This window comes from Peptococcaceae bacterium, assembly GCA_024655825.1.
In the GTDB taxonomy this organism is placed as follows: Bacteria; Bacillota; Peptococcia; order DRI-13; family PHAD01; genus JANLFJ01.
In genome coordinates this window covers 22,201-40,887 of record JANLFJ010000021.1, presented here as the reverse complement: position 1 = coordinate 40,887, position 18,687 = coordinate 22,201, and the positions used below count along the sequence as shown (strand labels likewise).

Sequence of the window (18,687 nt, the reverse complement as noted above, 5' to 3'; positions counted from 1 at the left end):
AAAAATAATTTCATCTTTGTATAAATTTAAAGAGAAATTATAAGAGAGAAGGCTCATCATGTTAGCAGCGCTGGTATTAGGTTGGGCTGTTATTTACGCAGATAGGACCTGCCTTTATCCATTGCTTTCGGTTATTGCTCAAGAGATTGGCTTGACTTCAACCCAGGCCGGCGCACTAACCAGCGCTTACTTTTTATTATATGTAATTATGCAAATACCAGCGGGGGTCATTGGAGACCTGGTGGGACGAAAAAAGGTGCTGCTGGTGATGATTTTCATATCCGCGCTCGGACTGTTCGGCCTGGGCACGCTGGGGATCAGTTACCCGCTTCTGCTCTTGTTTGTCGCCCTGCATGGATTTGGAGCCGGCGGTTATTACACTTCTGCCTACGGAACGATGTTCCAGGTGGTTGAACCAGGACGGAGGGGTATTAGTTCGTCGATTATTGGCGTTGGGATGGCTTTTGGCCTGCTCGCGGGGTTGGCGTTTAGCGGGCTTGTTTATGAAGCCATGAATTCGTTCAGGGCGCCCTTTATCTTGATGAGTTTGCCGACCTTTGCCCTGGTGATGCTATTCTATTTAAAAATCCCCAACACAAGCGGGGGCGTTCAGGCTGGCTGGGAGCAGTACAGGAACATCCTGCTGGACAAGCAGATCTGGTTAATAAACCTTGCTACGTTTACAGCCTTATACGGCTTTTGGGTCGCAGTTTCCTGGGGGCCGACTTTTCTTCAAGTCGAACGAAGCTTTTCAATGGTGCAGGCAGGCCTTTTTACGGGACTTACGGCACTGACAGCCGTACCTGCCGGACTTTTTTGGGGGAGGTTGTCCGACAGGGTGGGAAGGAAGCGTGTCGCCCTGATGATCATGCCTTTTGCAGCAGTAAGCCTTTGCCTGTTATCATTGGTAAAAAGCGCAGCAGGGGTCATAGGGGTGTTTTTGGTTTACGGGCTTTTTGCCAACTCGGCGTTTTGTCCGGTGATGATAGCCTGGGTGGCGGATATCGTCAACCTGCGCTATCCCGGCTGCATGGGCGCGGCGGCAGGCCTGCACAACAGCGCAATCATGACCTCTGCCGTTATTGCTCCGGTAGTTTCCGGTTATCTCAGCGACCTCACAGGATCACTTCAGCCGGCGATTCTGGCAGGAAGCGCAATAATCCTTGCCGGAATGGGGTTGGTTCTTTTGGTGCCGGAAAAAGGCAAACAGGGGCTAAAAGATGAAAAACTGAGGGAAAGGGGATAACATGACGTTTTTTTTAAAGGGCCTGCAGGAAGCTTATGGCGTTGAGGATCAGATACAATCGCTGTTGGAAAGGGCGGAAAGGGACTGTGAGCCATTTTTTCGGGAAATATCGGGTACGGTTGAATGCAACCAGTTTAAAGTGCTGCGCTGCTTTCAAAAAAATGGTGTTGCCGATTTCCACTTGAACGGGTCTACCGGTTACGGGTATGGCGATTCCGGCCGCGATGTGCTGGAAAGAATTTTTGCCGATGTTTTCCGGGCCGAAAAAGCCATCACCCGCCTGCAGATTGTTTCGGGGACCCATGCGATTGCCCTGGGGATGCTGGGAAACCTGAAACAAGGCGATGAACTGGTCTCGGCAACCGGCAGACCTTACGATACCCTGCTCAAAGTAATCGGCGAAGGAGGGGAGGAGGGTTCGCTGGCCGGGTACGGAGTGAATTACAAGGAAGTGCCATTAAGGCCGGACGGGAAAATTGACCTGGACAAGTTGAGAGAAAGTATTACCTTCCGCACCAGGATGGTATTTTTCCAACGTTCCCGTGGTTACTGCTGGAGACCGTCGTTTTCGGTTCGGGACCTGAGCGAGGCCATCTCGGCGGTAAAATCGCTGCGGCCCGAGATCATCTGCTTTGTTGATAACTGCTACGGCGAATTCGTTGAATTGTCCGAACCCTGCGAGGCCGGAGCGGACCTGGTTGCCGGCTCGCTGATCAAGAACCCTGGCGGCGGCCTGGCCCTGACTGGCGGATACCTGGCCGGAAAACGTGAATACATCGAACGGGCCGCGGCCAGACTGACTGCGCCCGGCATCGGAATGGACGTGGGAGCAAGCCTGAATTTTAACCGGAGCGCGTTCCAGGGGCTGTTCCTGGCGCCCCTGGTGGTCGGCGAAGCGTTGAAAGGAGCCGTATTGGCGGCAAGGTTTTTCCAGCTGCTCGGTTATAAGGTCTTGCCGGCATATGATGAGCAGCGGACGGATATCATCCAGGCAGTGTGCCTGGATGACAAAGAATTGATGAAGGCCTTCGCCAGGGGCATACAAAAAGCTTCGCCGCTTGATTCGCATGTTTCCCCCGAACCAGCGCCCTTGCCAGGTTATGAACACGAGATAATAATGGCTGGTGGCACCTTTGTGCAGGGTTCGTCAATCGAATTGAGCGCTGATGGGCCTGCGCAGCCGCCGTACAATATTTACCTGCAGGGCGGGCTTTCCCTGGGCCATGTCAAAATCGGGCTGGCCTTGGCAGCGCAGGAAATGGAAAAGGCACGAAAACATCATAAGGAGGCAAATTAATCATAGAATAGTAAAGAAAGCAAGGAAGGTGGTGTTGAAAATTGCCTAGGTTAAAGGTGGCGGTGCTTTTCGGGGGGCGCTCCGGTGAACATGAGGTGTCCCGGAATTCAGCTTTTTCGGTGGCCAAGGCTTTGACCGGTTCGTTTGAAGTGTTTCCAGTGGGTATAGCCAAGGACGGCCAGTGGTGCGGACCTGTCAAAATAGATGAGATCCCGGTTTTTACCCCGGAAAAATATGAAAAGAAGGCTGTAACGATTTTGCCAAACCCGCAGAGCGGCGGTACGATTTACAGCCTGCCGGACCTTGAGCCAATATCCAGGGTTCATGTGTTTTTCCCGGTTTTGCACGGCACTTTTGGCGAAGACGGTACGGTCCAGGGATTGCTGGAAATGGCGGAGGTGCCTTATGTCGGTGGGGGCGTGCTTGCGTCTGCGCTGGGAATGGATAAGTTGATGATGAAAGCGGTATTTGCCCATGCCGGTCTTCCGCAAGTGCCGTATATTGGATTCTTAAGAAAAGAAATCAGGGAGCGGCGGGAGGAAGTGATCGACAAAATAGAAAACGGGCTTGGTTACCCGTGCTTTGTTAAACCGGCCAATCTCGGCTCCAGTGTGGGCATTTCCAAGGCCAAAAACAGGAATGAACTGGATAGGGCTCTTGTCTTGGCAGCGCAATACGACCGGAAGGTGATTGTGGAAAAGGGCGTCAACGCCAGGGAAATAGAGATAAGCGTTTTGGGCAACGAAGACCCCCTTGCCTCTATTCCCGGCGAAATCGTTCCCTGCAATGAATTCTACGATTATAACGCCAAATACGTTGACGACCGTTCGGAACTTCATATACCGGCCAGGTTGTCGGACGACCAGGTAAAGATGATCCAGGAGATCGCCCTGGCCGCATACAAGGCAATTGATTGCGCAGGACTGGCCAGGATAGATTTCTTTATCGTAAAAGATACCGGCCAAATCTTAATTAATGAAATAAACACAATGCCGGGCTTTACCAGCATAAGCATGTATCCGAAAATGTGGGAGCATGCGGGCATACCCATGGGCGAACTGGTGAAAAGGCTGGTGGAACTGGCCTTGGAAAGGAGGGAAGAGGCTAAATTGAGCGTTCGCACTTACACGGGGTAGAAATTTAATATTTCCTCATTAAGCCGACCACCTTGCCCAGTATCCTTAAATCCTGCGTGATTATCGGCTCGTAGTTTTCATTTTCCGGCTGCAGGCGTATATACCGGTCTTCTTTAAAAAACCGTTTAACTGTCGCTTCGTCGTCAAGCAGGGCGACAACAATATCGCCATTCCTGGCGGTATCCTGTTTCCTGATGATAACGAGGTCGCCGTCCAATATCCCGGCATTTACCATGCTGTCACCCTGGACCCTAAGCATGAACGTTTCGCTTGAATCAACAAATTCCGACGGTAAAGGAAAAGTCTCTTCAATGTTTTCCACTGCCAAAATGGGCGCCCCTGCCGTAACCCTTCCCACCAGCGGCACTTCAACCACATCCTTATTCGGCCTGAAATGCCTGTCCAGTATTTCTATCGCCCGCGGTTTTGTGGGGTCCCTTTTAATATATCCTTTACTTTCGAGCTGGTTTAGGTGGTTATGAACCGTAGAACTGGAGTTTAAACCTACTGCTTCTCCAATTTCGCGCACAGCAGGGGGGTAACCCTTCGTCTTTATTTCCTTTTTAATGAATTCAAGAATCGCTATTTGCCGGCTGGAAAGGTCTTCGAACATGGCTTTCCCTCCAAAAACATGATTATCTCATACAAAATTATACCATATCCTGCAGAAAACGCAAACATTTGTTCGTTTTTTCTAAAAAAGAGTTGACAAACAAACACATGTTCTGTATATTTAAGTATAGAACATGTGTTTGGGGTGAATGATCTTGCAGCGAAAAATAGTTTTCAAAGCGCGCAGGCAAAACATTGCAGCCATATGCTGCTTGCTGTTCGTGTTTCTAGTTATTTTTTGCCAAATCATGAAACCGTTAAAAACCGAGGCTCACGAACCGCTAAATTATGTTACAGTCGTTGTTAAAAAGGGAGATTCACTATGGAAAATAGCGGAAAAATATGACAACAACAAAATGGACCTTCGCCAGTATATCTACATAATCGAAAAATACAACCACCTCGATAACAGTGTCCTTCAGCCCGGTCAGCGCATCATTTTACCTGTCTATGAGTGAGACTAGAAAAATCAAGCCTGTACAGCGCAGTATAAGGTGATATATAATTAAAGCGCAAGGAATTAAACATAAGCGTGAAGAAACGAGCTGATATCGTGGCCAATAAAATATGCCAGCTTGACGAAAGAAAGATATGCGATGATTGCAAAGAGTGCCTTTACTGCGACCTTGATCCGGAAAAACTGTGCAATGACTGCTGCAAATGCCTTGATGAAGCTGATTACCGGGCAATAAAAATTATACGCGTTATTACCGATGAAAAAGAAGCCGCCAAATACAGAAAAAGTCGCCCTGCCAAGCGACTTTTTAGACAATAATTAACTTCCGATAATGGACATTATGTAAACTTTGAATATAATTTTGGCTGCATCGTTAAATTCTTGTTATTTATTAAAATGTCTAATGACCATTTTTATGATCAACCTTATAAGTATATGAAAACAAATCACATAATGCGTCTATTACCTCATTGTTAAACTTATTACCCCTGCCTTTTTGTATTATTTCCAAGGAATCTATTATGCTGAACGGGCCTCTATAAGGTCTTGAAGTTGTTAGGGCGTCAAAAACGTCTGCGGCCATAACAATTTGCGAATAGATGTGTATTTTATCAATAAGCAACCCATACGGATAACCTGTTCCGTCAAGGCGTTCATGGTGTTGCTTTGCAATGAGTGGTACTGATTTATCCAGATTTGTATTTTTAATCAAATCCTAAATGTGGATGCATCTTTATTATTTCACACTCATTTTTAGTTAATGCGGATGATTTGTTTAATATTTCCGATGGTATTAAGATTTGTCCAATATCATGGAATAAAGAACCAATAGCAATTTTCTCAACATCGTTTTCTGATAAACACAATTTATAGCCGATAAAAGAGGATAAAAGAGAAACGTTAATTGAATGAGAATAAACCCATTTAATCCTATCACATAAAATATTTAGTAATATATTAAAATAATGATTTTCCCTGATGTTAATCATTATTTTTTCGATTAGTTCTGGTACCTTTTTATAAAAAAACTGATCTATACCCTTTATTTTTAATAAAAATTCTTGTACATTTTCATTCAACGTCTTTTCCAGGTTTTTCTCGTTATTATTTTTTCCTTCGGTCTCTTCAGAAATAATCATTTTTATATCAATATTCCTTTTTGCTAACAATTTTAACAAACTTTCAGTTACCGGTTTTCCTTTAGCCAAAAGCAGGCATCCATCCTGATCATAAACGTCGGTCGCAGCGTGGGCAACATACGATTTGTTTTTTTCCATTATCCATCGCCTCTTTTTGTTCAGATTCAAAAATATAGTATAACGACAAAAATTCTGTCATTAGATTTTACTAATAAATATTATAAATCATATATGCTGTTTTTTGAAGTTTAGGTCCCTAATTTAATTAATAATTAGGACAGGCAGCCTCTAAAACACCTACGATAGAACCACAGAACCACCTGTTACAATAGGTTGGAGCAATGTCAAAAATACAGGTTCGGGTCTGGGTATAAAAACTACTCTGTAATCTTCAGATATTTTCGTTTGCGTCATTAAAAAAGTCTAGTTAAAATAATATTTAGGAAACAAATCTCTTCTTCAAGGAGACGTGGCTTCTTTGGACAAGGTCTTGAATTTGGAAATTCATTACCACCGGCCAGACGCCGCTTCTGTTATATTAAAATACAACCAGTATGACAGCGATGAAATGTTTGGCGAGATCCTCCTTTTTTGCTTTTTTACCCTGCGGGTGATGTGGAATTTAGGCAGAGATTATGAAGGCGCCAATTCGCTGGCGGCTATTTTGTCCGGGGCCTTCAAACCTCTTCCCCTTCTAACGAATAACGATTATCCTAACGTGGCGAAGCTTATGGAGTACCAGGGTTCACCAGGAGAGGAAATTATTTTTGCCAATTTAACGTATGGTCAAGATATTATTTTCGAGCTGAAGCCGGAAGTTTTTGACGTTTTCGGAAAAGGGATAGAGTATTACGCCATAAGTTCGGTGTTGATTTTGCTGAAATACCTGGTAAAAAAGCGAGAAGGTAACGAGATATACCGCAATGCCATCTATAAGGCAGCCCTGGAATGTTCAAGAATATATTATTCTGAGCGGTTGACCGGTGATAACCTTGTTTGGAATGCTTTGTTAATTACTAATTCGAGTTTTAAAAAAATAAGAGAAAATCAATTGGCCAACGGTTCAGTAAAGACAGAAGAAAGCAATGAAGATAGTACAGTGGATGAACATTTTGGTTCACTATTAAAGTCCGCTCCTCCCTCCCCCAGCCGTAAAGTATTGAGAGATTATAAATGCTCCGGCTTAGGAGGTTGGCTTATCCTGATGGTTTTTTACGTATTTTTTACCGGCCTGGCCTGCTTCTTCTTATTATTCAATAAATAATTTTAATAAAAATAACGGGTTAGGCGTGTTTTTGTATAAGCAAGCGGTTTCGACACGCTTCTTGTTTTTATTTCATAGGGCGGCAAAATAATTAATCCGTTTAATATTTATATATTAAACAGATATTTTCAGCTTCCCCTTCCTTCGCCAGATTTAGAAGAAGGATTTTTTTGTTTCTGCAAGAATATTATTAAATTGTTATATTAATAAACAATTTATTACTGGAGGGTAATAACATGTTTGATTTAATCCATGTTTCGAAGATATCTGAACAATTCATTGCCTCTAGCCCGTTGAACATTGTTAAAGAATTGCGGAATATGGTCATTTGGGATGCGCCTATTTTTGCTGCAGCGTCGGCAGATGATCCACTATTCATAAAATTGAAGGAACCTGAGGTAATAGGTCCCCACCACCTTACCCCTCAAGAATGGCTTCCTGAGGCGCGCACGGTAATATGTTATTTTCTCCCTTTTTCGCCTGCAGTACGCAAGGCCAATTATGGTAAAGGGTATCCAGCTCTGGAGTGGGTTTATGGACGTGTTGAGGGCGAGAGCTGCAACGAGGCTTTACGTAGGTTTATATGCGAAGAAATTAAAAAGGCCGGGGGTAAAGCCGTGGCTCCCGTCCTCGATCCTCGCTTTAAAAGGGTAGGCGGCTACAGCAGCAACTGGTCAGAACGTCATGCGGCATTTGTAGCCGGTCTTGGAACATTTAGTCTGACCCGGTCGCTTATTTCCAAAAAAGGATGCGCCGGCAGGTATGGGAGCGTGATAACCAGCTTGAAACTCGAACCAACTCCGCGTCCTTATAAAGACATCTACGAATACTGCAAGAAATGCGGGGTTTGTATTTCCCGCTGCCCTGTTGAGGCAATATCCATGGAAAAAGGAAAAGAAAACCCCCCCTGCGCCCAATTTGCCCACGAGGACGCAGGGGCAAGATTCGCACCGCGTTACGGTTGCGGAAAATGCCAGACGGCAGTTCCTTGCGAAAACAGGATTCCTTGAATCAGTTCTATTTTCTTAAATATTTCAACATAATAAGAATGAGGTAAACGACAATGAGAATTAACAGGCTTCTAATTGCAAAATTCAGGGCATAATTTTCAATACCGCTCAAAAAAATGGGGAATATGAACAAAATAACCAGGATCAAAACAACAATAATAAAAAGTTTTATTTTCTCGTGCAAGTGCTTCCACATCCTTAATATAAGTATTTAAAAACTATAATTTTCGTTCAAGCATTTTGTTGAAAGTAAGCTAACCTTCTTAAGGCGGCGAGCCTATCGCTGCAGCCCATTTTAGCTTTCTGGACGGCTTTTTCTAATACTTCAATTGAATACTCGTAATCTTTACGCTGGACGGGGAAAGGGAACCCGTCTTTCCCGCCGTGGGCAAATGCATAGCGGACAGGGTCTTGATAGGAAGGTTTGACACCGTGAGTTGCCTCTGCTACCATGACCAGAGCCCTTAAAGTGCTGGCTCCAACGCCGGGTGTCTCCAGCAGGGTTTCGTAATATTGTGGCGGCCTTTCATACAGCTTGTATAAAATTTTATTCAAGTAAGCCTGGCGAGGAATGTCATGCCCCGCGGGCATTATTAATTTTATCAACTTTTCCGGTTTCTCGCTGCATAGTTCGACCGATGCTGTTCTTAACTTACTATTTTCCTGGGAAACGAGATTCAACACCTCTTTTTCCCGAGTTCCGCAAATACCGGTGTGTGGTTCTTCGACGAAGCTCTTTACATTATCGCTCAACCAGTGATACCTGCGCGCATAGCGATTGGCTTCATTCATGCCCTGCTGGACGACGGCCCATCTTCCGTTTTTATCGAAAGCGAAGAAATGGTGATACAACTGGTAGCCGTCCTGTACGGCGGCAGAGTCTACTTTAGCCACCATACGGCTTGCCCGCTGGAGCACCTCGTAACTACCGGGCAGCCCGTATTTTTCTCCTGCTTCCGCGATTTCCTGCGGGGTCTGGCGCGAGGTTCTCCCCTTTCCTCCGGCAAAAAAGAGGCCCAGTTCTCCTTGCATTTCAACGACTCCTTCTTTTAAAGCCCCGCAGAGTACAGTGGTCAAACCGGAAGAATGCCAGTCAAAGCCGAGTACGGAGCCCAGGGTCTGAAACCAGACAGGGTCAGACAACCTGGTCAGCACCTCTGCTGTCCCGTATTCATAAACGATTACCTGGATTATGGCCGTTCCCAGCTTCTTCATCTTTTCAAAAAGCCAGGGCGGGCAGTGTCCCCCATGAAGGGGAATACTGGCGATACCGGTTCGCATTTTTACCTCCCTTTTGTGCGTCAAACCTTTCATCATAATAATAGAACAATTGTTCGCTTTTGTAAAGCTCGGTTTATACACACTCTTCTTTAAAGACCTTGTAAGCTGACCCGAAGGGCTTGAGCGCCCTGTCCAGAATGCCGTGTAAAAAGGCCAGCAGGATACCGTAATTTACTACTGATATTCCCTTATTCCTAGCTTGCTGGATGCGGTATATCATCTGACGGCGGTTGATCATGCAGCCCCCGCAGTGAACAACAAGTTTGAAAGTTTCCAGGTTTTCCGGGTAGCCAGTGCCGCTTGACCATTGAAAGTCCAGTTCTCCACCCACGTACTGGCGAAGCAGGCGCGGGATTTTTACCCGTCCGATGTCGTCGGCCTGAACATGGTGTGTGCAGGCTTCCGAAATTAAAACTCTATCACCAGATTTAAGCCTTTTTACTCCCTTTATCCCGCTTACCATTTCCGCCAAGTCAGCCTTGAAGCGGGCAAAGAGAATGGAAAATGATGTCATCAACACATCGTCTGGGGTATCCGTAGCCACTTTCGAAAAGGCCTGTGAATCGGTAATAACCAGTCGCGGCTTTTTATTGAGCTGGTTCAAGGTTTCAGCAAGTTCCGTCTCTTTCACAACTATCCCCACGGCATTGCTGTCCAGGATGTCTCTTAGGGTCTGGACTTGAGGAAGGATCAGCCTTCCCTTGGGGGCTGCCAGGTCTATGGGTACCACCAGCAGGCACACATCGCCTGGATTGATCAAATCGCCTACAATGTATGGTTTCTCAAACTCAAAGGGGGCCAGGCGAATTATCTCTTCCTTTAGCCGGTCAATTCCCGCGCCGGTCTTAACGCTCACTTCGACCAGCGGAAGGCCCAACTCGTTTTCCATTTGTTTAAGTTGGCCGTTCAAAGTTCCAGCAAGGTCGGCCTTATTGAACACCCCGATAACGGGAATTTTTTTTGCCTCCAGGGCCTTTTTTAGTTCATGGACGTATCGGGTTATCCCAAGAATGGGATCAACCACCAGAAGGGCCAGATCCGTCTGGTTCAATACTTCATACGTCTTTTTTATCCTAAGTTCTCCAAGCAGCCCTTCGTCATCTATTCCCGCCGTGTCAATGATCATGCAGGGACCAATAGGAAGTATCTCCATGGCCTTGAAAACAGGATCGGTCGTAGTTCCCGGTATGTCAGAGACAAGCGCGATGGGTTGATTGGTTAAAGCGTTGATCAGGCTTGATTTTCCGGCATTTCGCATTCCGAAAATGGCTATATGCAGCCGGTTTGCTTTGGGCGTTTCTAGCATGTTTATTCACCTCAAAAATAAAGATCGCGCTGGCCTTGCTCGATGGCCTGCAGTCTTTCCACGGTTTTGTCACGAACTGTTCTGTTTTCGATCAAATTCAAGTGCGCCTCAATGGTTTTTTCGCCAATAGCCCGTAACTCAGGGCTTGCGTAGTCTACGAGGAATTCCTTGAATGTCAGGATGGCGTTGGGCTGGCAGACGTTGCCGATCTCGCCCGATTTGGCCAGGGCCATGAAGCGATCCCCTGTTCGCCCGCTGCGGTAGCATGCTGTGCAGTAGCTGGGAATATACCCGCTCTGGCAGAGGCTGTAGAGCATTTCCTGCGGCGTCCTTTCGTCTTCGATAACAAATTGGGCGGTATTTTGGCTTTTCTTACCTTGCGCTTCCAGCTTGTAGCCCCCCACCCCGGTGCAGGAGCCCGAACTTATCTGGCTGATGCCGAGTTCCAGCAGTTCGTCGCGGAATCCAGGCCTCTCGCGGGTTGAAAGAATCATTCCGGTGTAAGGAACGGCCAGCCGCAAAACTGCAATAATTTTACGAAAATCTTGATCAGCAACAAGGTATGGGAAATTTTTCAGGCTAACGCCTTCCGCCGGCCGCAACCGTGGAAAGGAAATAGTATGCGGGCCCACACCGAAGACGCTTTCCAGGTGCCGGGCATGCATTATCAATCCCATCACGTCGAACCGGTAATCGTAAAGTCCAAACAGAACCCCAAGACCTACGTCGTCAATCCCGGCCTCCATTGCCCGGTCCATGGCCGTCAAATGCCAGAGGTAATCGGATTTTGGCCCCTGTTTGTGCACTTTCTGGTAGGTTTCGTGATGATATGTTTCTTGGAATAATACGTACGTGCCGATGCCTGCCGCTTTGAGCTTGCGATAATCTTCCACCGTGGTTGCGGCAATGTTTACATTAATCCTGCGAATTGCGCCGTTGTTATCCTGGACCCGGTAAATGGTTTCCATGGCCTCAATCACATAATCTATAGGGCAGATTACGGGATGCTCCCCTGTTTCCAGCGCAATGCGCTTGTGACCCATTCTTTCGAGAATGCGCACTTCTTCAGCAATCTCGTCCATGGTCAGCTTGCGGCGCGACATGTCATTGTTGTGGCAATTATAACCACAGTAATCGCAGGCATTTAGGCAATAATTGCTGATATACAGCGGCGCAAATAGTACCATCCTTTTGCCGTAAATCTTCTCTTTGATCTCCTTGGCCGCGGTGTACATTTTTTGGAGCAGGTTAACGTCTTCGACCTGGATAAGGGCCGCTACTTCCCAGGGTTCAAGTCCCTTGGCCCGGCGAGCCCGTTCGATGATCCCCTCTATTTCTTCAGTTGGAAGATGCCTGCTGTTTTCAAGAAGCGACCAAATTTCATTTTCATTGATAAAATCTTTTGCCTGAAGCGTCATGTTTTAACCTCCCTGTTTCTATTATTTAAATTTAAAGTAAGCAGTCCGTGGCCCGGATCGGCGGCTACATCGCGTCTCAGCTGGGACGCCAGCAGCTTCATTTGGACCGCCTTATCGCTCTGTGCTTTTTGCGGGTAGATTTCATAATATTGACGGTAAACCGCTGGGGTCAGGCTGGCCATCAGGACATTGGCGCCCCACTCCAGTCCGAGTTTGAAGCCGTCTGGATTTAAACACCCCAGGGCTGTGGTTGCCGGCAGGTGGGCCCAGGGAATGACCAGCCGGGCCAGGGCAAGAACCTTCAGGCACATGCTGACATCGGGCGCTGGGTGGCGCGCTAAAGTTGTGCCGGGATGCGGCAGAAATGGTCCTATCCCGGCCATTTCCAGTTTTAGTTCTCTCATCAGCAGTAGATCGTCCGCTAAGATACCGGCCTCCTGCCGCGGGAGACCTACAATATTGCCGGACCCGACCTGGTAACCCAGCTCGTGCAAATCCTGTAGGCAGCGCAACCTGTTCTTCAGAGAACTTCCCGGATGCAGCCGGGCATAAAGCGCGGGGTTCGATGTCTCAAACTTGAGCAGGTAACGGTCGGCCCCCACTTCCCGCCACAATTGATAATCCCTGGCTGGCCGTTCGCCAACGCTTAGGGTTACGGCCGTCCCCGTTTTCTTTATTTCCCTGATAACATCGGCCAGTATTTCTGCCGTAAAAAACGGGTCTTCGCCGGACTGCAGCACGATGGTGCGAAATCCCATCTTTGATGCTTTAAGAGCAGTTGTGACAATATCTTCCGGGGTCATCCGGTACCGTTTCAGGCTGCGGTTGTGCCGGTTTAACCCACAGTATGCGCAACTGCGCGTGCAGTAGTTGGAGAATTCAATGATGCCTCGTATATGGACGGCATCGCCTACCCATTCTCGGCGTACTTCATTAACCTTTTCCTGAATTCTTAAGAGCTCTTCTGTTGACTCCACGCCAAGCAGCGCGATAAGATGCTCCCGTTTCAGTTCCGAACCGGTTGCATATGAATCCAGCATTTCTGTAATCAACGTCACTTGTAACCATCACCTCTGAATTTCGATGACTGGTCTTGTCTCCAAACTGCCTGGAGGGAAAATAAAAAGCCTTACCCGTAGCCGTTTACGGATAAAGCTGCTGAAATGATCATGCCGCACACCCCCCTGCAACTCAGAAATCCCTTGTTTTTAGGGTTCAAATTGAACATTTTCCCTCGGGTTCAGACTCGCCTCTCCCTAAGGAACAATTAAATTATAGCAGTTTTTCAGCGGTTTTTGAACCTCCTTTTTTTGCCAGCGACTAAAATTCAAGATCCTACGGGCGGTCTCCTCTTGATAGAATCAGCTTGGCGGCCTTTTCTTGAGCCTTGGCCGCTTCGTTGTTAACCTTGCCTATGATTTTCCTTAATGTGGGGTCGATAATCTCAGTCTGGATCAGCGCGTAGGCCACTGTGGCCATTCTTGTATCTTTTTCATAATCCTGGAGCATGTCCATATCAGTAAATTTCATCGATAAATCACTCCTGGGTCATGCTTTCGTAGTATTCCTGCAGTAAATTCTTGGCTTTCTTTAGTGTATCCGCCTGTTCTTGAAAAAATTTGGCTATTTCCTGATCGGTGGCGTTCCCGGCATAGAAATCGCATTTACGGGCAGTTACTTCAGTTTCGCTGATAATTTTGACCAAGTATATACCCTCTTTAATCCTTTGGACTGTTGTCGGATCAAGTTCCCGAAGCTTTGGTTTATTCTGGTTAATGATTTTTAAAAGATGGCGCATAAGAATGAGCCCCTGTCGTTTATTATCGTTATAGAACATTATTCCCTATTATGATTAAAATCATCCATATGCAAAAATGCTCAACAATAATGCTGAGCATTCATGAGTAATAATAAACACATTTTCTCACACATCTTCCCCGTTGTGGATGGAAATGCTCCAATTGCGCCCGTAATTGTTATCCCAGTTGTTCGCTCCGTCGTGAAAGCAAAAGTTCATTCTTTCCTTTTTGGGCAGTATGTCGCAGGTCCATCCATGCGGAAGCCTGCTCATGGGGATATCCTCGATGTCGGCCCAGTGGTCATTGCTCCCATAGCCGATATGTGTATAAATACTTTTGGCCCCGCTTTTGGCAAGCAACCCGTCGTAAGTGATGGTAATCGTTTCGCCTTCGGTCGCCGGGATAGGCGTAATACTGATTCCCTCCTCGACAATCGAACTGCGCGCTTTATTTTTGGGCGTTGCTTTTCTAGGCAAATTGACACCTCCTGTTTTTTGGTGATTCTAATTCTATTATTTTATTTTTTCGGAGGATTATTATTGGTAAATAATAACAGCATACCACTGCTGTTATTACTGGCGTCTCACCAGGTCCTGACCGCGCAGCTGGGCCTGGTACAATATTCTTTCCTCGTCAAGGGTTAAAACCTGGCGGTCTTTCATCACCAATTTTCCGTTAATAATCACGGTACGTACATCCGATGACTGCGCCGCATAAACGATATTGGCGACTGGGTCGTGCATGGGCATAAGGTGTGGCCTGTGGAGGTCCAAGATAATGAGATCCGCTTTGTATCCTGGCTTGACGGCACCAAGTTTATCCAGGCCAAGTACCCTGGCCCCGTTGGTGGTAGCCATCTTGAGCACCTCAAATGACGGGAGGACGGTTGGATCTAGTGTGGAGACCTTGTGCAGCAGGGCGCAGGTCCTCATTTCTTCCAACATATCAAGGTTGTTATTGCTGGCTGCTCCGTCCGTTCCCAATCCAACAACAACCCCTTTTTTCAAAAGCTGAGGGACCGGGGCAATGCCGCTGGCCAGCTTCATGTTGCTTTCAGGGTTATGAGCTACTCCAACCCTGCGACAGGCCAGAATATCCATTTCTTCCTCCGATAGGTGAACACAGTGTGCCGCCAGGACATGCCTGCCTTGAAAAAAACCGAGCGAGTCCATAAGACTGATGGGTCTAAGGCCGTACTGTTTTTCAATATCAGTCACTTCCGAGACGGTTTCGGCCAGGTGGATATGCAGTCCCACTCCCAGCGAATCGGCCAAGGTCATAACCTCTTTGAGGTATGCGGGAGGGCAGGTGTATGGCGCGTGTGGGCCGAGCAGGCAGGTTATCCTGCCGTCTGCCCTGCCATGCCAGGTTTTTACAAATTCCTCGCTTTCACGCAAACTGAGTTCGGCTTTATCGCCAAAACCAATCATCCCTCTGGACAACGAGGCCCGGATACCCGACTCTTCCACGGCCTGCGCAACCCTGTCCATGAAAAAATACATATCGGCAAAGCAGGTTGTTCCCGATTTAATCATTTCCAGGATGGAAAGAAGCGTCCCCCAGTAGATGTCCTCTTCATTGAGGTGGGCTTCCCGGGGCCATATTTTTTGAGAAAGCCATTCCATCAGCGGCAGGTCGTCGGCATAACTGCGGAGCATGGTCATGGCTGCGTGTGTATGACAGTTGATAAACCCCGGCATAACAAGGCAGTCCCTGGCATCAATAAGCTCCCAACCGGGGTATTTTTCATGCAGGTCTTTGCCCGTTTCCCTGATAATATTGTTATCCACCGCAACATCACCGAAGAACCAGGGATTCTCCTTTTCTTCCACCGCGCAGGGAACAACAAGGGCATTTTTGATGAGCAGCCTGCTCATATCCTTTTTCTCCTCTCCATTTCTTTTTCATAGAGCATTTTGATACTTTCCGTGTAAGGCGGCCATGCAATCCCGCAGTCTGATATTATAGCCGTTATCAGCCGCGACGGCGTAACGTCGAAAGCCGGGTTGCAGACGTTTGCCTCCCCAGGCGCAACCTGGACACTGCCGAAAAATTTGACTTCATTATGGCCGCGCTCTTCGATGGGTATTTCCGCCCCAGACTTTATGCTCATGTCAAGTGTGGAATACGGCGCAGCGACGTAAAAAGGAATACCGTGATAATTAGCTAAAACCGCCAGGCTGTATGTGCCGATCTTATTGGCTGTGTCGCCGTTGGCGGCAATCCGATCGGCTCCAACTACAACCAGGTCAATTTTCCCCTGTTGCATGAGGTAGCCGGCCATGCTGTCCGTGATTAATGTTACCGGTATGTTATCTTCCATTAGTTCCCAGGTTGTGAGCCTTGCTCCCTGCAGCAGCGGCCTGGTCTCACCGGCAAACACATGGACTTGTTTACCTTTTTCCCAGGCGGCCCTGATGATGCCAAGCGCTGTGCCGTAACCGGCTGTCGCCAGCGCCCCGGCGTTGCAGTGGGTTAAAACGTTGGCCTTTTTTCCGATAAGTTCGCTTCCCAAAACCGCTAGGCGCTTGTTTCGTTCAAGGTCTTCCTTTTCGATGTTCAGGGCTTCTTTTTCCAAGAGGAGCTTTAATTCTTTTACTGAAAGGTGCGGGTTCTGTTCCCGGAGCGCGGCCATGCGTTCGATTGCCCAAAAGAGGTTAACAGCCGTCGGTCTGGTTGCCGCCAGTATCTCGCTTGCTTTAAGGAGCCTGTGATCCAGGACTGCCCGATCATCTCCTTCATACATCCGAGCGGCAAGAACAATTCCATAGGCCGCTGCGACCCCGATAGCCGGCGCACCCCTCACTTTCATCGATATAATGGCCTCCGCTGTTTCTTCCGGCGTTGTGCAGGTCACGTACCGTTTTTCGAACGGCAGGAGGGTCTGGTCAAGGAGCAGCAGTTTGCCGTGTTCATATGCAAGAGCCTTTAACATTTTTTCACCTACAGTTTGCCGGCTTCTTCCGGGCCCAGTTTGCACCTGCAGCCCGTGTCAAGCGGGATGCTTTCCAGGACGGACATGATCAGGCGGGATATATTTGAATTTATTTTTTTCACTGCTTCCACCACTTCGCCGTGCGATAAGGCTGCTGGCGAGATGCCGGCCGCAAAGTTTGTGACCATGGCTATTGCTGCATAACACATCCCGGCCTCGCGGGCAAGAACCACTTCGGGCACACCGGTCATTCCCACCACATCACCTCCCAGCAGTTTAAACATCCTGATCTCGGCCGGGGTTTCAAAACGCGGCCCTTCCGTGGCCACATAGCAGCCGCCCAAGTGAACGGGCAAATCCAGCGCCTTGGCCTGGTCGTAAATGAAACTGCCGGCTTCACGGCAGTATGGTTCGGTCATGTCCACATGAAGGACTCCTTTTTCTCCTCCTTCGTAAAACGTGAATTTCCGGCCTTTGGTAAAGTCGAGGAACTGGTCAACTATAACAAAATCAAGCGGTTTCATGTTTTCATTAAGCGAGCCGACAGCCGCAGTGGCGATGATGCGTTTGACGCCCAGGTTTTTCAGGGCGCAAATGTTGGCCCGGTAATCAATAAGGTGGGGCGGGACGGTATGCCCTTTGCCGTGCCTGGCCAAAAAGGCGATCTCCCTTCCTTTTAAACTGCCTTTCAATAGGTTTACCCTGCCGTAACTTGTCTCCACCTCGATTTCCATTGTCTTTTCCAGCATATCTGCTCTGTATACGCCGGTGCCGCCAATGACGGCGAGATCTGCCCTGGCCATTTGCCTCATCCTTCCTTAAAGAATAAACGGTTTTTCCTCGCTCAGCTGAGCAATGCCCTGCTGAAGTTTTCCGGCACGAACTTTTCCAGGTCCGCGATTTTTTCGCCGGTCCCGATGAATTTTACGGGAAGCTTGTATTCATCCTGTATTCCAAGGATTACGCCTCCCCTGGCCGTTCCGTCCAGTTTGGTGAGAATTACGCCTGTAACTGTAACCGCCTCGCTGAAGAGCTTGGCCTGGGAAAGAGCATTCTGCCCGGTTGCGGCGTCAAGCGTCAGCAGCACTTCCTGGGGTGCCCCCGGGCATTCCCTGGCGATGACTCTCCGCATCTTTTTTAATTCTTCCATCAGGTTTGTTTTTGTCTGCAGCCGTCCGGCGGTATCAACAAGCAGTACTTCAATTTTTCGCGACCTGGCGGCCTGCAGGGCATCGTAAACAACTGCCGCCGGGTCTGCGCCTTCATTGTGTTTAATCAGGTCAATACCGCTCCTCTGGCACCAGACCTGCAGCTGCTCAATGGCTGCGGCCCTGAAAGTATCGCCTGCCGCCGCCATGACGCTGTATCCTTCCTTCTTCAACCTGTAACCCAGTTTGCCGATGGACGTTGTTTTCCCGGTGCCGTTCACTCCCACCATGAGGATGACGTTGAGGGCGTTTTTGTCCAGGTGAAGTTCATGGTCGCCTTCGGCCAGCATACGCTTGATTTCTTCTTCCAGCACTGCGCGCAGCTCATGTGCTTCGCGCAGTTTTTTTTCGCCGGCTTTTTTTCTGATATTCCCGACGAGTTTTAATGAGGTGGCCACACCAACATCAGCCCCGATTAAGGCTTCTTCCAGTTTTTCAAACAGTTCCTCGTCAATGGGTTTTACACCTGTCAGGAGTCCTGCAACTTTATCGAAAAATGCTCGTTTGGTTTTGGCAAGCCCGCCGGCAACCTGATCAAAGATATTCATCGCTGTCCTCCCCGCGGCATTTTAAAAAGTA

At 47.9% G+C, this 18,687-nt stretch carries 20 protein-coding genes; 7 read left to right on the top strand and 13 right to left on the bottom strand.

Going from position 1 to position 18,687, the window contains the following annotated elements:
- Positions 1-58: 58 nt before the first annotated feature.
- Genes NUV48_09515 through NUV48_09505 form a run of 3 tightly spaced genes read left to right on the top strand, consistent with a single transcriptional unit; the run spans position 59 to position 3,679 of the window.
- Complete coding sequence (locus NUV48_09515; protein ID MCR4442375.1) at positions 59-1,246, top strand: MFS transporter; 1,188 nt, start codon at positions 59-61, stop codon at positions 1,244-1,246.
- A 1-nt stretch (position 1,247) separates the two neighbouring features.
- A complete protein-coding gene (locus NUV48_09510; GenBank protein MCR4442374.1) occupies positions 1,248-2,543 on the top strand; it encodes a methionine gamma-lyase family protein in 1,296 nt (431 codons plus the stop codon).
- 41 nt (positions 2,544-2,584) lie between these two features.
- Entirely contained in the window at positions 2,585-3,679 is a 1,095-nt protein-coding gene (locus NUV48_09505; protein MCR4442373.1) for a D-alanine--D-alanine ligase, read from the top strand.
- 4 nt (positions 3,680-3,683) lie between these two features.
- Here NUV48_09505 and lexA read toward each other — a convergent pair whose 3' ends face one another.
- Positions 3,684-4,292 carry a transcriptional repressor LexA gene (gene lexA / locus NUV48_09500; GenBank protein ID MCR4442372.1) on the bottom strand — a complete coding sequence of 203 codons (609 nt, stop codon included), beginning with the start codon at positions 4,290-4,292 and terminating at the stop codon, positions 3,684-3,686.
- Between the two features lie 154 nt (positions 4,293-4,446).
- On the opposite strand from lexA, the gene NUV48_09495 reads away from it, so the two are divergent.
- Both NUV48_09495 and NUV48_09490 read left to right on the top strand, forming a co-directional pair.
- Positions 4,447-4,749, top strand: a complete 303-nt coding sequence (locus tag NUV48_09495) for a LysM peptidoglycan-binding domain-containing protein (protein ID MCR4442371.1) — start codon at positions 4,447-4,449, stop codon at positions 4,747-4,749.
- A gap of 74 nt (positions 4,750-4,823) precedes the next feature.
- Positions 4,824-5,066 (top strand): hypothetical protein, encoded by a 243-nt coding sequence (locus NUV48_09490; GenBank protein MCR4442370.1) that lies wholly within the window; start codon positions 4,824-4,826, stop codon positions 5,064-5,066.
- A gap of 386 nt (positions 5,067-5,452) precedes the next feature.
- On the opposite strand, the gene NUV48_09485 is transcribed toward NUV48_09490, so the two are convergent.
- The gene (locus tag NUV48_09485; protein ID MCR4442369.1) at positions 5,453-6,025 is read right to left on the bottom strand and encodes an HD domain-containing protein; all 573 of its coding nucleotides are present in this window, start codon (positions 6,023-6,025) and stop codon (positions 5,453-5,455) included.
- 430 nt (positions 6,026-6,455) lie between these two features.
- Between NUV48_09485 and NUV48_09480 the strand changes: the two genes are divergently transcribed.
- Both NUV48_09480 and NUV48_09475 read left to right on the top strand, forming a co-directional pair.
- Positions 6,456-7,151 carry a hypothetical protein gene (locus tag NUV48_09480; protein ID MCR4442368.1) on the top strand — a complete coding sequence of 232 codons (696 nt, stop codon included), beginning with the start codon at positions 6,456-6,458 and terminating at the stop codon, positions 7,149-7,151.
- Positions 7,152-7,387: 236 nt separating this feature from the next.
- Positions 7,388-8,161 carry a 4Fe-4S binding protein gene (locus tag NUV48_09475; protein MCR4442367.1) on the top strand — a complete coding sequence of 258 codons (774 nt, stop codon included), beginning with the start codon at positions 7,388-7,390 and terminating at the stop codon, positions 8,159-8,161.
- 231 nt (positions 8,162-8,392) lie between these two features.
- Here NUV48_09475 and NUV48_09470 read toward each other — a convergent pair whose 3' ends face one another.
- From NUV48_09470 to ftsY, 11 genes are all read right to left on the bottom strand, one after another.
- Entirely contained in the window at positions 8,393-9,442 is a 1,050-nt protein-coding gene (locus NUV48_09470) for a DUF763 domain-containing protein (GenBank protein MCR4442366.1), read from the bottom strand.
- A 73-nt stretch (positions 9,443-9,515) separates the two neighbouring features.
- Complete coding sequence (hydF, locus tag NUV48_09465; GenBank protein MCR4442365.1) at positions 9,516-10,748, bottom strand: [FeFe] hydrogenase H-cluster maturation GTPase HydF; 1,233 nt, start codon at positions 10,746-10,748, stop codon at positions 9,516-9,518.
- 11 nt (positions 10,749-10,759) lie between these two features.
- The gene (gene hydG, locus NUV48_09460; GenBank protein ID MCR4442364.1) at positions 10,760-12,166 is read right to left on the bottom strand and encodes a [FeFe] hydrogenase H-cluster radical SAM maturase HydG; all 1,407 of its coding nucleotides are present in this window, start codon (positions 12,164-12,166) and stop codon (positions 10,760-10,762) included.
- Positions 12,163-13,224, bottom strand: coding sequence for a [FeFe] hydrogenase H-cluster radical SAM maturase HydE (hydE, locus tag NUV48_09455; protein ID MCR4442363.1), 1,062 nt, complete (start codon positions 13,222-13,224; stop codon positions 12,163-12,165). Before hydE ends, hydG begins: the two co-directional genes overlap by 4 nt.
- A 277-nt stretch (positions 13,225-13,501) precedes the next feature.
- A complete protein-coding gene (locus NUV48_09450) occupies positions 13,502-13,696 on the bottom strand; it encodes a hypothetical protein (protein MCR4442362.1) in 195 nt (64 codons plus the stop codon).
- A gap of 7 nt (positions 13,697-13,703) precedes the next feature.
- On the bottom strand, positions 13,704-13,964 hold the full coding sequence (locus NUV48_09445; protein MCR4442361.1) for a hypothetical protein: 261 nt from the start codon (positions 13,962-13,964) through the stop codon (positions 13,704-13,706).
- Between the two features lie 126 nt (positions 13,965-14,090).
- The gene (locus NUV48_09440; protein MCR4442360.1) at positions 14,091-14,441 is read right to left on the bottom strand and encodes a carbohydrate-binding protein; all 351 of its coding nucleotides are present in this window, start codon (positions 14,439-14,441) and stop codon (positions 14,091-14,093) included.
- Between the two features lie 96 nt (positions 14,442-14,537).
- A complete protein-coding gene (locus NUV48_09435; GenBank protein ID MCR4442359.1) occupies positions 14,538-15,842 on the bottom strand; it encodes an amidohydrolase in 1,305 nt (434 codons plus the stop codon).
- Positions 15,839-16,900: an S-methyl-5-thioribose-1-phosphate isomerase gene (gene mtnA, locus NUV48_09430; protein MCR4442358.1), complete on the bottom strand. Its 1,062-nt coding sequence runs from the start codon at positions 16,898-16,900 to the stop codon at positions 15,839-15,841. Before mtnA ends, NUV48_09435 begins: the two co-directional genes overlap by 4 nt.
- An 8-nt stretch (positions 16,901-16,908) precedes the next feature.
- Positions 16,909-17,703: an S-methyl-5'-thioadenosine phosphorylase gene (gene mtnP, locus NUV48_09425; protein MCR4442357.1), complete on the bottom strand. Its 795-nt coding sequence runs from the start codon at positions 17,701-17,703 to the stop codon at positions 16,909-16,911.
- A gap of 41 nt (positions 17,704-17,744) precedes the next feature.
- Complete coding sequence (gene ftsY, locus NUV48_09420; protein MCR4442356.1) at positions 17,745-18,656, bottom strand: signal recognition particle-docking protein FtsY; 912 nt, start codon at positions 18,654-18,656, stop codon at positions 17,745-17,747.
- Positions 18,657-18,687: the final 31 nt, after the last annotated feature.